Source organism: Bradyrhizobium sp. CCBAU 53421 (assembly GCF_015291625.1).
Lineage (GTDB): Bacteria > Pseudomonadota > Alphaproteobacteria > Rhizobiales > Xanthobacteraceae > Bradyrhizobium.
This window is the reverse complement of record NZ_CP030047.1, coordinates 3,993,302-4,006,993: the sequence shown is the minus strand read 5'-3', so window position 1 is coordinate 4,006,993 and position 13,692 is coordinate 3,993,302. Positions and strand designations below refer to the sequence as shown.

General features: G+C 65.9%; 12 protein-coding genes. 4 read left to right on the top strand and 8 right to left on the bottom strand.

Annotation, left to right across the window (positions count from 1 at the left end; all coding sequences use genetic code 11):
- Positions 1 to 4 precede the first annotated feature (4 nt).
- Complete coding sequence (locus tag XH92_RS18930) at positions 5 to 202, top strand: hypothetical protein (RefSeq protein WP_194460545.1); 198 nt, start codon at positions 5 to 7, stop codon at positions 200 to 202.
- 17 nt (positions 203 to 219) lie between these two features.
- Here the strand turns inward: XH92_RS18930 and XH92_RS18925 are convergent, their stop codons facing one another.
- The 3 genes from XH92_RS18925 to XH92_RS18915 all read right to left on the bottom strand — a co-directional run bounded on the left by XH92_RS18925 (position 220) and on the right by XH92_RS18915 (position 5,641).
- Positions 220 to 999, bottom strand: a complete 780-nt coding sequence (locus XH92_RS18925; protein WP_246788486.1) for a Crp/Fnr family transcriptional regulator — start codon at positions 997 to 999, stop codon at positions 220 to 222.
- A 248-nt stretch (positions 1,000 to 1,247) separates the two neighbouring features.
- Positions 1,248 to 4,610, bottom strand: coding sequence for an adenylate/guanylate cyclase domain-containing protein (locus XH92_RS18920; RefSeq protein WP_194460544.1), 3,363 nt, complete (start codon positions 4,608 to 4,610; stop codon positions 1,248 to 1,250).
- 185 nt (positions 4,611 to 4,795) lie between these two features.
- Positions 4,796 to 5,641: a DUF3313 domain-containing protein gene (locus XH92_RS18915; protein WP_246788485.1), complete on the bottom strand. Its 846-nt coding sequence runs from the start codon at positions 5,639 to 5,641 to the stop codon at positions 4,796 to 4,798.
- 260 nt (positions 5,642 to 5,901) lie between these two features.
- Here XH92_RS18915 and XH92_RS18910 point away from each other — a divergent pair, with 260 nt between their 5' ends.
- Positions 5,902 to 6,495, top strand: a complete 594-nt coding sequence (locus XH92_RS18910) for a TetR family transcriptional regulator (protein WP_194460542.1) — start codon at positions 5,902 to 5,904, stop codon at positions 6,493 to 6,495.
- 15 nt (positions 6,496 to 6,510) lie between these two features.
- Here XH92_RS18910 and XH92_RS18905 read toward each other — a convergent pair whose 3' ends face one another.
- On the bottom strand, positions 6,511 to 7,350 hold the full coding sequence (locus tag XH92_RS18905) for a LysR family transcriptional regulator (protein ID WP_194461326.1): 840 nt from the start codon (positions 7,348 to 7,350) through the stop codon (positions 6,511 to 6,513).
- A 130-nt stretch (positions 7,351 to 7,480) separates the two neighbouring features.
- Here XH92_RS18905 and XH92_RS18900 point away from each other — a divergent pair, with 130 nt between their 5' ends.
- Both XH92_RS18900 and XH92_RS18895 read left to right on the top strand, forming a co-directional pair.
- Positions 7,481 to 8,074 (top strand): cysteine hydrolase family protein, encoded by a 594-nt coding sequence (locus tag XH92_RS18900; RefSeq protein ID WP_194460541.1) that lies wholly within the window; start codon positions 7,481 to 7,483, stop codon positions 8,072 to 8,074.
- 10 nt (positions 8,075 to 8,084) lie between these two features.
- Positions 8,085 to 8,714: a glutathione binding-like protein gene (locus XH92_RS18895; protein WP_194460540.1), complete on the top strand. Its 630-nt coding sequence runs from the start codon at positions 8,085 to 8,087 to the stop codon at positions 8,712 to 8,714.
- Positions 8,715 to 8,735: 21 nt separating this feature from the next.
- Here XH92_RS18895 and XH92_RS18890 read toward each other — a convergent pair whose 3' ends face one another.
- The 4 genes from XH92_RS18890 to XH92_RS18875 form a co-directional block, all read right to left on the bottom strand.
- Complete coding sequence (locus XH92_RS18890; RefSeq protein WP_194460539.1) at positions 8,736 to 10,232, bottom strand: AMP nucleosidase; 1,497 nt, start codon at positions 10,230 to 10,232, stop codon at positions 8,736 to 8,738.
- Positions 10,233 to 10,340: 108 nt separating this feature from the next.
- A complete protein-coding gene (locus XH92_RS18885) occupies positions 10,341 to 10,691 on the bottom strand; it encodes a DUF779 domain-containing protein (RefSeq protein WP_194460538.1) in 351 nt (116 codons plus the stop codon).
- Between the two features lie 62 nt (positions 10,692 to 10,753).
- Positions 10,754 to 12,271, bottom strand: a complete 1,518-nt coding sequence (gene adh / locus XH92_RS18880) for an aldehyde dehydrogenase (protein ID WP_194460537.1) — start codon at positions 12,269 to 12,271, stop codon at positions 10,754 to 10,756.
- Positions 12,272 to 12,692: 421 nt separating this feature from the next.
- Positions 12,693 to 13,649: a GAF domain-containing protein gene (locus XH92_RS18875; RefSeq protein WP_194460536.1), complete on the bottom strand. Its 957-nt coding sequence runs from the start codon at positions 13,647 to 13,649 to the stop codon at positions 12,693 to 12,695.
- Positions 13,650 to 13,692 lie beyond the last annotated feature (43 nt).

Sequence of the window (13,692 nt, the reverse complement as noted above, 5' to 3'; positions counted from 1 at the left end):
CACCATGGCGCATGCGCAGAACTCAATGGAAACGTCTGCCTGGCTGTTGCAGGCCAAGGACTTTCTCCATGAAGCACGACGGCTGAAGCCGGGCCCCGAACGCAATGAATTGCGCGAGACGGCGCACGTGCTGCGCGAGATTGCAAAGCTCGAGGCGGCATCCTCCACCGCGCGGGAGCGTGATCGGCGGCCAGCAAGCTGATCGCGCCGGGAACGCGCTCACACGGTGTCGTCCGCCTCGATTTCCGAGATGCGGGGATCGTCGGCCGGAGCCATTCCTGGAGTTCGAGCCTTGTCACCCGAGAAAATCTCCTCGGCCTCAAGACGCATGACGCGATGGCATTCGCACGCCGCCGCCACCAGCCGTCCCCGGTCGATCTCGATCCGGCCGCGTTGATCGGACCTGATCGCACCGCGCTTGCGCAGATTGCCCATCAGCAACGTCACCGTTGTTCGCCGTACGCCCAGGATTTGCGAAAGCGCGTGCTGGGTCAACGGGAGGACGTCGCTGTCGACGCGTTCGCGAAGCTGGAGCAGCCAACGCGCCATCCGCGCCTCGACCGGATGGAGTGCATTGCAGGCGGAGCCAAGCTGAAACTGGATCAGCATCGCCCTGACGTGCTTTTGGATCGCCTGCCGGATCCCGGGACTGCGGCCGAAAGCGGCATGAAAGCGCGACGCGGGAACCCGCGAGGCCATACCGGCAGCACGGACGACTGCGGTGATGCCTGACGGTGACGCTCCGAGCACCGAAAGGCTGCCCACGGCCCCTTCGTTTCCGACCACACCGGTCGCGACCGTGTGCCCATCCGCCATGTCGATCATCAACAAGACCGCGCCGCTGTGAGGAAAGTAGACGTAGTCGATCTCGTCGCCGGCGCGCGCCAGGACCTCGTCCTGTTCGAGCGCGACAGTCTCCAGCTCGGGCCTCAGGAGGTCCAAATCCGCCGGCGACAATGTTGCTAGAAGACGATTACGACTTCCGCCGGAAATGCTCACCTGCGGGAACTCGTGATGAAGGGTCGCAAAGCAAACTCACTCGAACACAGGCCAAACAACGAATTCCAAACACTTGACCGCGCGGCGGAATTTCCTGCGACACGATCCGAAATAGTTAGATGCAAATGCGCCGCTGGATGCAACAGCAAAATGAGCATGGTCGCACCGTAAGATTTCGGGAACCCAAGAGTTCCAATTTTCGGACTCCGCAAGCGCCGCGCCCAACGACCGCTCCAATGCGGCGCCGGTCAAGACGCGCGCGAGTTGCGGTCGGGCCGCCAACGCGCCTGTGTGAGCAGTTTCTGTGCGTCGTCGATTTCGGCAAGATCGAGCGCCGCATCGAAGCTGGCGAGCACCGGCGACAACAATTGAGACATCTCGTCTGCCCGATCGCTGCGACTGCAAAGACGTGCAAGTCCCAGCGCGCTGCGCAATTCGAACGTCTTCGTCTGCTGCCTTCGCGCAATCTCGATAGCGCGGCGGAAAGCATCCTCGGCACCGGAAATGTCTGGGGTGTCGCGACGCGACCGCAGCTCGCCCAACACGCGATACAGCTCGGCATCGAGCCAGTGCTGCCCGGACTGCTCCGTTGCGTCGATCAACTCGTTGATGATGTCGAGCCCCGCCTCGACATGCCCCGCCTCCGCATTCGCCACCGCGATCTGCAGTCCCCAGAAGGGATCACAGAGGTAGCAGTCGTTCTCGTGAAGCAATGTCCAGCCGCGCTGCATCTCCGCGAGACCTGCCGCCAGGTCGCCGGCACGCCACTTCGCCAAACCATTGAGATAAGTGCCGGCGGCGACATACAGCGGCATGGTGTGATCCTGCGCCAGTCCCAACGCGAGGATCGTCTCGGTCTGCCGCAACCGGCTGCCGCACAGCCCGTCGAAAACGGCCTTGTGAACCAGCGCATTGGCGCGCGCGAGCGCACGCTGTTCCCCGGAGACGCTCACTGCTGCGCCCGCGAGCTGCCGGGCTCGATCGATCTCGCCGCGCGGCCAAAGCACGAGCGCCAGGAACCTCATGATGACGAACGGCAGATCGAGCGTCGATGCCTTCAACGTTGCCGGATCCGGCTCGGTCGCATAGGCAGCGAACGCCCTCTCGAGATGGACGCGCGCATTCAGATAGTCGCCCGCAAACCAGCAGGTCACCCCGCTGGTCCAGCCCGCGACGATCGTCGCCACCGGCGAATCCGGATGCCGCTCCGCCGCGCCCATGATCGCCTCCGCCAACTCCCGCATCGGCGCGAGCTCGCCGTGGGTCAAGCAGGCGTTGAAGAGGCCCGACTGGATCGGCGCCAGTTCGATTGGATCGTCGATGTCAGAGGCGAACCGCCGGGCGCGCGTCCAGGCGGCCACCGTCTCGGGGGCGCTGTGCCCAAGACTGCCGCGCAGCGCGCGACCGTAGGCGATTTGCAGATGCAGCCGGCCGATCATCCGACCCGGCTCGTCGGGCAGTTCATCGGCGATGGCGACCGCCTTGCCGAGATGTGCGATCGCCTCGCAATAGGCCGAGCGCTTCAGCGCCTGCTGACCGGCCTTGCGCCACCACGCCAGCGCAGTCTGGCCGAGCCCTGCCTCGGTGAAATGATACGCAACCACTTCCGGCTCGATCTCGGCGATCTCGGCAAACTTGGCGCGCAGCACATCGCCGATCTGCTTGTGGAGCAATTGCCGGCGGCTCTTGAGCAGGCTCTCGTAAGCCGCTTCCTGGACCAATGCGTGCCTGAAGCTGTAGCTCGCATCCGGCGGCGTGCCCCGACGCAACAGCAACTCCGCCTCCTCGAGCTGGGCGAGCGCCGCGGCAAGCGTCAGATCATCGCGACCGGCCACGCTGCGTAGCAGCGCGTATGAGAACTCACGGCCGATCGCTGCGCCGATCTGCGCCACCTCCTTGACCGGCGCCAGGCGGTCGAGGCGGGCCATCAGCGAGTCCTGCAGCGTCGCCGGGATCGCCAGCGGCGGCAGCGGACTGTCGAGGCGGTAGCGTCCGGCATTCTCGACGAGCAGCCCCGACTCCATGACCATCTTGGTCAGCTCCTCGACGAACAGTGGGACACCATCCGTCCGCTCGATGATCTGTGTCATCATCTCGCCGGGCAGCAACCGGCCGACAGTCACCTGCTCGATCAGGGCGCGCGTGTCCTGCCGGTCGAGCCGGTCCAGCCGCAGCAGGCTGACATTGGCAAGCCCCGCCCACGGCGGTTCGAACTCTGGCCTGAACGTCATCAGCATGAGGATCGGCAGTCCCCTGATCCGGTCGACCGCGAGGTCGAGCAATTCGAGCGACGTGGCATCGGCCCAATGCATGTCTTCGCAGACGACGAGCACCGGCTGCTGCCGGGCAAGGCCCTCGAGCTGGTCGAGCAGCGCTGCGAATGTCTGCCGCCGCTGCTGCGCCGGGCTCAGGCCGAGCGGCGGATAGCGGTCGCCGGTCGGGATCGACAGCAGCGCCGCGATCAGCGGTGTCACGCTGGGCACATGCTGCGTCCCGAGCGCCAGCATGGCCTCGAGCTTGTCCAGCTTCTGCTCCGGCACATCTTCCACGCGGATGCCGGCGGCACGCTCGAGCTGGGCGACGAAGGGATGCAGCGCGCTATTGGTATGATAGGGCGAACATTGATACCGCACACGGCGGTGCGTCCCGGACGCGAGGCCGTCGGAGAGCATCGCCACGATGCGTGATTTGCCGATCCCCGCTTCGCCCGATATCAGCACCGCCTGGCCGTGGCCCTGCCACGCCAGTTGCTGACGCGACAGCGCGAATTCGATCTCCGCCTTGCGGCCGACGAAGCCGATCGAGCGCGCGGTCCGCACCGCCTCGAAGCGGCTTTCCGATGCCGGCTCGCCCTCGACAGCCCACACCGCGATCGGCTCGGAGATACCCTTGACCTCGCGGCGGCCGAGGTTGCGAAGCGTGAACAGATTGCCGAGCAGCCGGCGTGTCGAGGAGGCAACGACGACCACGCCCGGCTCCGCCAAACTCTGCAGCCGCGCGGCGATGTTCGGCGCATCGCCGACCAGCGCCTGCTCCTCCGACGCCCCGCCGGCGACGAGGTCGCCGACCACGACGAGCCCGCTCGCAATTGCGATCCGCACCGCGACCCCCTCGTCGGCTCGGGTCTCGAGCTTGCCGATCGCGGCGATGACGTCGAGGCCGGCGCGCACTGCGCGCTCCGCATCGTCTTCATGCGCACGCGGGTAGCCGAAATATGCGAGGATGCCGTCGCCGATAAATCTGGCAACGACGCCATCATATGTCGCGATTACCCGCGCACAGGCCGCGCGATAGGCGCGGATCACTTCCCACATATCCTCGGGATCGAGACGAGCCGACAACGCCGTCGAGCCGACCAGGTCGCAAAACATCACGGTGAGATGGCGTCGCTCTGCATCGTGCGATGAAACCGGCGCGGCGATCAGTTCGGCTTGATTGAAATCGGCGATGGCACGCAGCATCTTGCGGCGATGGCCGAGCAGGACTCCGAGCCTGTCGAAGTCTTCATCCGTCAATTCGGGAAGAACACCAACGTCGATGCCGTTCTCGGCAAAACGCAGCGCGTATTGCCCAAGCCCCAGCTTCTCGAGCCATTCCGCAATCTGCTGCATTGGCTTCACCGACGGGTTGACGGCTGGCCGAACGGACCACGGCAAACCGACGTTATCGCAATCCGTCTGTGCTGGCACCTTCTGTTTTGCGGCTACTCCGCGCAGAGCAGGACACACAAATTGTGCCACGGCGGTGCCCCGTTACAGCCGTGTGCACGCGAACATTCGTACGCGTGCCGGCCGGCTCACTCCACCTTCGCCGCGACCGGCCCCTTGTCGGTCCAATCAGGCGGCACGCCGGCGCTGTCGCCGATCATGCCGACGAGGCCCGGCGCGCGTCCGAACGCTTCGCAGGCCGGGTATTTCGGCGCGCCGCCAAGCAGGAAGCCGAGCCGCTGCATCGAGGGCATCGACGGCACGCCGCCGAACGGCGTCACGCCGGTGACCAGCATCTGGCTGAAATCGCCGCCGAACGATGCCGCAAGGCCGTACGCATCGCCCTCTTCCGACATCCGCCCGCTGTCGAAGGCATTGGCCGCGCGGCCCCAGACCATCGCCGCCTTCTGCTGTCCGGCCGGATCGCGCGCCTCGGCTTCGAGCGACAGGCTGCCGAGCCCCACCGGAATCCGCGGGACCGGCACGGGCACGCCGGGCAACAAAATTGTCTTCGCCACCGACACACCCTTGGAGACACCGACGGCGGCCGGATCGGTCGGCACCGCATGCGTGATGACGGCGTGAACGGTCAGATCGGCCGGCTCCGACGCAACCACGTAGAAGCGTTCACTCAAACCCGCGCACAGCGCACGGTCGGCGGCGTTGGTGACGAGCCTGCGCTGCGCCGGCGTGAACGGCGCAGGCGTTCGCTCCGAGAACACGGTCGGCACGATCCTGATCGTCTTCGCCGCCAGCACCTCGTCCTTGCTCACCCGCAGCTGCGAACGGGTCAACATCCCGTCCGACTGCACCATGTTGTCGTAGGAACGGAGTGAGCCGGCCTGATCCAGCGTCGCCGTCGCGCAGCCGGCGACCGTCAGGCCGAGCAGCGTCGCCGCGGCCCAACCGCTGAGCTGCGCCCTTCGCCCGCTCACAAATCCATCTGCCGCCGGAATCCGCTTGATCCGGCATAGGCGCGAGCAGGTTGTCATTGGGGCACCACTGACTTACACTAAGTGTAAATATTACACTCGGTGTAATTATCGTGTTGGGCGGTTTTATGGCGTGACCGCGGTCTGCGACCGGAAGACGCATGCCCATCCGCGCCGCCATCCGCGTTGACGCCGACGGCCGCGCGAACCCGACGCCGTGAAGTGCTTTTGCCCTGATTGCCTGTTCATGAGAAAAGCGGCCGATGCCCGACACATTGACGAAATCCGAAGGACTGCGCGAGCGAAATCGTCGGGAGACGCTGCAACGCATCACCGATGTCGGCATGGAGCTGTTTCTGGCCAACGGCTTCGATGCGACGACGCTGGATGAGATCGCGGCGGCGGCCGGCATCTCGCGCCGGACCTTCTTCTACTATTTCAAGAGCAAGGACGACATCCTGCTCGCTCATATCGCCGGCTATGACGATGCGCTGAAGGCATCGATCCGCGACCATGCCGCCGCCGGCGCGCCGATCGACGTCGTCCGTGACGCCCTGCTGGACATCTCCGCCCGCTTCCAGACCTCGCGGACCGTTGCGATCTCGCGCCTGATCCGCGACAGCGAAGTGCTGAGCTCCCGCCGGCACCGCAACGACCTGCACCGGGAGCAGGTCGTCTACGAGACGCTGTGCGAATTATGGCCGGGCAAGGACCGCCGCGACCGCCTCCGTCTCGTCGCGATGGCCGCGAGCGGTGCACTGCGCATCGCGGTCGACGCCTGGCTCGAGCAGGGCGGCAGGCGCCAGCTCACCAAATACGTCCAGGAGGCCTTCGCCAATCTGAAGGCCGCGATTTGATTCCCGTCCCCACCGTCACCCGCCGCGCGCGACGTCCTGGAAGCAGGCGCGCAGCCAGTCGATGGTGACGCGCGTCGCCGCATCGCGCTTGAGATGGCTCTGCACCAGCAGCCAGACGTCGCGCCGCTTCGGCAGCAGCGTGGCGCGCAGACGGCGATCGGTCATCAGGTCCACACAACTATGCTCCGGCAGCACGCCGACCGCCTGATGCGACTGAATGAGTTTGTGGATGATCCGGACATTGTCGGTGACGCAGCGGGCGCGAAGCCGCTTCGCGCGCAAGAACTGCATTTCCGGAATCCCGCCGAGCTCGTCGGGATAGGCGCACGTCACCGCCTCTCCCGCCGTCATCGCGGCCGGCTCGAAGAAATACAGCCTGACCTCGGCGAGCTTGGAGATCGCAAAGTCGCCCTTGTCGGGCTTGCGCAGGCGGATCGCGAGATCGGCCTCCCAGCGCGAGAACTTGACGTTGTCGCTCGACGTCAGGAATTGCAGCGTGAGGCCGGGATTGGCGCGCAGCAATTCGCTGGTGCGCGGCGCCAGCACTTCCTCCGCGATCGCATTGGTGGAGGCGATCCGCAGCCGCCCGACCGGGCCGGGCAGGCTTTCGCCGATCCGGCCGATCTCCTCGGCATGCGCCGCCATCGCCTGGACGTGCGCGAGCACCACGTCGCATTGCCCGGTCGGCTTGCGGACGCCGTCGGCGGCCTCGAATAGCCGCAGGCCGAGCGCACGCTCGATCCGCGCCAGCCTGCGGCCGACGGTGGTTTCGTCGATGCGCAGCCGCGCGCTGGCGCCGGCATAGGTGCCCTCGTCCCTGACGGCGGCGATGATGCGAAGGTCATCCCAGTTCATGGCCTTGAGGCTACATCGCATCGGGCCTGCCTGCAATAACGCAGCCACCGGCTGCAATATCCCTGCATAACGGCAGGCCGGTCCGCGGCTATATTTTCACGAAGACGCATCCCCAGGAGTTCTCAGGACCATGACCGCAGCCAAAACACTGATGCAGCTTGCCGGCATCGACCTCACCCCGCCCCGCCTCGGCGACAGCTGCCTGGTGCTGATCGATATCCAGAACGAATATCTCGCAGGTCCCCTTGCGCTGCCCGACGCCGGCCCCGCGATCGCGCGCGCCACCGCATTGCTCGGCCGCGCGCGGGAGAGCGGCGCCAAGATCATCCACATCGCGCACAAGGGAGCGCCGGGAAGCCTGTTCGATCGCAGCGCGGAGCGCGGCGTGATCGTCGCGCCGCTCAAGCCGCGGCCCGGCGAGATCGTGATCGAGAAGCAATTGCCGAACGCCTTCGCCGGCACCGACCTCAACGCGCAGCTTGCCGCGACCGGCCGCAAGGAGCTGGTGCTGGCCGGCTTCATGACGCATATGTGCGTGAGCTCGACCGCCCGCGCCGCGCTCGATCTCGGCTTCCGCACCACCATCGATGCCGACAGCTGCGCCACCCGCGACCTGCCCGATGGTGTCGGGGGCACCATTGCCGCAAAACTCATCCACGACGTCGCGCTCGCCGAGCTGTCCGACCGCTTCGCGATCATCGCCCGCGGCAACGCCCTCGCCTGAGATCACCGATATGCTCCAGCTCTATTTCTCGCCGATGGCCTGCTCGCTCGCCAGCCGGATCGCGCTGATGGAAGCCGGCATCGACGCGCGCTATCACATGGTCCATCTCTGGACCAAGAAGGTGCTGGAAGACGACGGCGACTTCCACGCCGTCGCGCCGAAGGGCGCGGTGCCCGTGCTGGTGCTCGAGAACGGCGAGCACCTGACGGAGAGCGCGGCGGTACTGCAATATATCGCGGACCTCAAGCCCGAGCTCGGCCTCGCGCCGCCGCCCGGCCACCCGGACCGCTACCGCCTGCAGGAATGGCTGAGCTTCATCGGCACCGAGATCCACAAGGGCTTCCTGTTTCCGACCTTCTGGTACAAGGACGATGCATCGCTCGCCAAGCCGCGGGCCAGGATCGGACAGACCTTGTCGGTGCCATCAGCGCATCTTGCCGACCGCGAATTTCTGGTCGGTAACCGCTTCACGGTAGCGGACGCGCATCTCGCCTGGGCTCTGCTGCTGCTGCGCGCCGCCGGCGTCGACGTGGCGCAATGGCCGCCACTGGCCGCCTATCTCGGACGCATCCAGGCGCGGCCGCAGGTCAAGGCCGCCATCGACACCGAGATGCAATTATGGAAGAGCGTCGCGGCGTGATCGCCGCGCAGTGGCGCCGCATTACTGGAACGCGACCTCGGCAAAGCTGCGCAGCTTGCGCGAATGCAGCCGCTCGGATTCCTGCTGCTTGAGCCGCTCCAGCGCCTTCAGCCCGATCTGGAGGTGCTGGCCGACGCGCTGGCGATAGAATTCGCTCGCCATGCCCGCCAGCTTGATCTCGCCATGCAGCGGCTTGTCCGAGACGCACAGCAGCGTGCCGTAGGGCACGCGGAAGCGATAGCCGTTGGCGGCGATCGCAGCCGATTCCATGTCGAGCGCGACGGCGCGCGACTGCGACATCCGCCGGATCACCTGCGGCCCGCTGATCTCCCAATTGCGGTTGTCGACGCTCGCCACCGTGCCGGTGCGCATCAAGCGCTTGAGCTCGAAGCCGGTGAGCCCGGTCACCTCGCCGACCGCCTCCTCGAGCGCGACCTGCATCTCGGCAAGCGCCGGGATCGGCACCCACAGCGGCAGCTCGTGGTCGAGCACGTGGTCCTCGCGGACATAGCCGTGGGCCAGCACATAGTCGCCGAGCCGCTGCGTGTTGCGCAGGCCCGCGCAATGCCCGATCATCAGCCAGGCATGCGGCCGCAGCACCGCGACGTGATCGGTGATGTTGCGCGCGTTGGACGGACCGATCCCGATATTGATCAGGGTGATGCCGCGATAGCCGGGCTCGACGAGATGGAACGCCGGCATCTGCGGCACGCGCTCCGATGCGGCCCCGATGGTGCCGCCACCGGCCAGCGCGTTGCGCGTGATGACATTGCCGGGCGCGACGAATGCTTCGAGGCCTTGCTCGCCCGAAGCAAGACGCTGCAGGCTCGATTGCACGAAGGCGTCGACATAGAACTGGTAGTTGGTGAAGATCACGAAATTCTGGAAATGCTCGGGATCGGTGCCGGTGTAGTGATAGAGCCTGCGCAGCGAGTAATCGACCCGCGCGGCACGGAACAACGCCAGCGGCTCGGGCGTCCCCGGCGTGAGTTCGAACGTGCCGTCGGCAATCGCATCGTCCATTGCCGCAAGGTCGGGCGTATCGAATATGTCGCGCAGCGACCGCGTGAACGCCGAGCTGTCGGCGATGGTCAGCGCGGCCTCGATGTTGATATCGCGCCGGTAGGCGAAATGGATCGGAATCGGCTCGTTCGATTCGCCGATCTCGACCGCCACGCCGTGGTTCTTGATCAGGAGCCCGATCTGCTCGGTGAGATAGGTCCGGAAGATATCCGGCCGCGTGATGCTGGTCTCGTGGATGCCGGGCCCCGCGACGAAACCATAGGCGAGACGGGAATCCAGTCGGGCATGCGACGAGGTCGTGATGCGGACGAACGGGTAATGCGCCCGCACCCGCGTCGTGAACGGCACCCCGTTGACATAGGCCTCGAAGCGGTTGCGCAGGAAACCGGTGTTGCGCTCGTAGATCTCCTCGAGACGGGCGACGGCAGCCGCGGCATCGACGAATGCTTCGGTCGTGATCGGCGGAGGGGTTTCGATGGGGGACGTCGGGGACATGTTCGCTTTGCACCGGATCCGTTGCCGAGTTGGGACTCGCCCTGGATCAGCGCAGTATAGCGACAATGGCCTCCAGTTCCAGATCGGCGCCGGTCGCGCCAAGCCGCCCTACTCGGTCTCGCGCGGCGGCAACGCGCAGATCTCGGACCGTGTCAGGAACCGGCGTTCGCGCCCGTTGTCGAGCGAGAACATGCCGCCACGGCCGGGAACGACGTCGATGATCAGATCGGTGTGCTTCCAGACGTCGTATTGCGAGCCGCTGATGTAGAACGGCGCGCCGCCGATCTCGCCGAGCTTGACGTCGTGGTCGCCGATCAGGAATTCGCCCTGCGGATAGCACATCGGCGACGAACCGTCGCAGCAGCCGCCGGACTGGTGAAACAGCACCGGCCCGTGATCGGCGATAATCTCGGCGATCAGCTCCAGCGCAGCCGGCGTCGCGGTCACCTTGTCAGCCATCTCGGCCTCCGTGATGGAGGCTCCGGCGGACGTCCCGCCGAAGCCTGTCGCGTGGACACGATCTAGAAGAAGCCGAGCTTCTTCGGGCTGTAGCTCACCAGCATGTTCTTGGTCTGCTGGTAATGGTCGAGCATCATCTTGTGGTTCTCGCGGCCGACGCCGGACTGCTTGTAGCCGCCGAACGCCGCATGCGCGGGATAGGCGTGGTAGCAATTGGTCCAGACCCGGCCGGCCTGGATGGCCCGGCCGAACCGGTAGCAGCGATTGACGTCGCGGCTCCAGATGCCGGCACCGAGGCCGTAGAGCGTGTCGTTGGCGATCGAAAGCGCGTCCTCGTCGTTCTTGAAGGTGGTCACGGACACCACGGGGCCGAAGATCTCCTCCTGGAAGATGCGCATCTTGTTGTGGCCCTTGAACACGGTCGGCTTGACATAGTAGCCACCCGAGAGCCCGCCGCCGAGATTGTTGCGCTCGCCGCCGGTCAGCACCTCGGCGCCTTCCTTCTTGCCGATGTCGATGTAGGACAGGATCTTCTCGAGTTGCTCGGAGGACGCCTGCGCGCCGATCATCGTGGTCGGATCGAGCGGGCTGCCCTGGGTGATCGCCTCGACGCGCTTCAGCGCACGCTCCATGAAGCGGTCATAGATCGATTCCTGGATCAGCGCGCGACTCGGACAGGTGCAAACCTCGCCCTGGTTGAGCGCGAACATCACGAAGCCTTCGACCGCCTTGTCGAAGAAGTCGTCATCCTCGGCGCAGACATCCATGAAGAAGATGTTGGGCGACTTGCCGCCGAGCTCGAGCGTCACCGGGATCAGGTTCTGCGAGGCGTATTGCATGATCAGCCGGCCGGTAGTGGTCTCGCCGGTGAAGGCGATCTTGGCGATCCGGTTCGACGAGGCGAGCGGCTTGCCGGCCTCGAGGCCGAAGCCGTTGACGACGTTCACCACGCCCTTGGGCAGGAGATCGCCGATCAGCTCGAGCCAGACCAGGATCGAGGCCGGGGTCTGCTCGGCCGGCTTGATCACCACGCAATTACCGGCGGCGAGCGCGGGCGCGAGCTTCCAGGTCGCCATCAGGATCGGGAAATTCCAGGGAATGATCTGGCCGACGACGCCGAGCGGCTCGTGGAAGTGGTAGGCGACGGTGTCATGGTCGATCTCGGAGATCGAGCCTTCCTGTCCGCGGATTGCGCTCGCGAAGTAACGGAAGTGATCGATCGCCAGCGGCATGTCGGCGGCCATCGTCTCGCGGATCGGCTTGCCGTTGTCCCACGTCTCGGCGGTGGCGAGCTTCTCGAGATTGGCCTCCATGCGGTCTGCGATCCTGTTGAGGATCAGCGCGCGCTCGGCCACGCTGGTCTTGCCCCAGGCATCCTTCGCCGCATGCGCGGCATCGAGCGCGGCCTCGACATCCGACGCGTCGGAGCGCGGGATCTCGCAGATCGGAAGGCCGGTCACCGGCGAAACGTTCTCAAAATACTTTCCGGAGCGGGGCTCGCGCCATTCGCCGCCGATGAAATTGCCGTAGCGCTTGGCGAACGGCGCCTTGAGCACGGACTGCATGTCAAGCTTGTTCATGTGTTCCTCCGTTGGCACGCCGATGCACACGGCGTTGGCCGGGACGCTCGGTCAAATCAGGCGGACAGAACAGGGGCCCGCCCCAACGGCCACGGGGGACTGTCGCAAATCTGAGACAGAGTGCGCCGCAAATTGGCACAGACGCGTCAGCGCTCCGGACGCAAATGATGAGGCGCGGGTATGCCTTAGCGTGACGGGATTAGGTTGAGCTGGAACGGCGTCGGGACTGACCTCTCCCTTGGGAGAGGTCGATTTGCGCAGCAAATCGGGTGAGGGGTTACGGTCTATCGAGAGAGCAAGAGCCCTCACCCGGATTGTACTGGACGATGCTTCGCATCGCCATGCGCAATCCGACCTCTCCCCGGTGGGGAGAGGTGAACCGAAGCCGCAGCAAGCTGATTCAACCAAAACCCATCTCGCGTTAGCGGTGCAGGCCGAGCTGCTTGAGCTTGCGGTGCAGTGTCGCGCGCGACATGTCGAGGTCCTTGGCGGCCTTCGACACGTTGCCGCCGGCGCGCGCCAGCGCGCGCTGCAACGCTGCGCGTTCCGCGGCAGCCAAGCCGCCATCGTCGCGCGTCTCGCCGATCAGATCGGCCGCCGGCAACGGCCGCGCCAGCGACGCCGCGTTGAGGCCGAGGGCGCGGCGCGCGGCGCGCGTTGCACCGATCACGAGGTCGTCGCGATCGACCGCCAGCAGCGAGTTGACTGCGCGTTCGCTTCTCGGCATCAGCAGAATCCGCGCATCGGGAAACGCCCGGCGAAAATTCTCGGCCTCGATCGCACGCGCGGCGTCCGTCACCGTCGTCGCGATCAGCCGGGAAAATCCATCGGTCAGGTCTGCCCGGCAGGAGGAGACATCGAGTGCCGCGGCAAGCTCGCCATGCTCGTCGAAGATCGGCGCGGTGGTGCAAAACAGTGCGGAATTGCGGGTGAAGAAATGCTGCTCGCGGTCGATCGACAGCGGGCGCTTCTCGACGATGCAGGTGCCGATGCCGTTGGTCCCCTCGTATTTCTCGCTCCAGACCGCACCGGTCCACAGCCCCCAGGCGTTGAAGGTCGCGTCATCGGCGCCCGCGCCGCGCCGGTCGACGACGACACCGTCGCGGTCCGCCAGCAGCACCGAACAGCCGACCCCGCCCACCGCAAGGAACAGCCGGTCGAGCGTGCTCTGAGCGACCTTCAGGAATTCGCCGAGGCGCTGCTGAGCGGCCACGATTTCAGCCTGGCCGAGACGGTAGGACGGCAGGCGGCTCGCAGGATCGAGCGCATGCAGATGGCCGGACCGCCGCCACGATGCCGACAGGTCGGATGGCGCCCCGCCTCCGGCCAGCACGTCGAGAACCTTGTCCGTGTGCATGACGCCCGGAGACCGGTTCATGCTTCCCTCCCCTGCTCCCCGGGGTTCTGTGACCCTCGGAAGC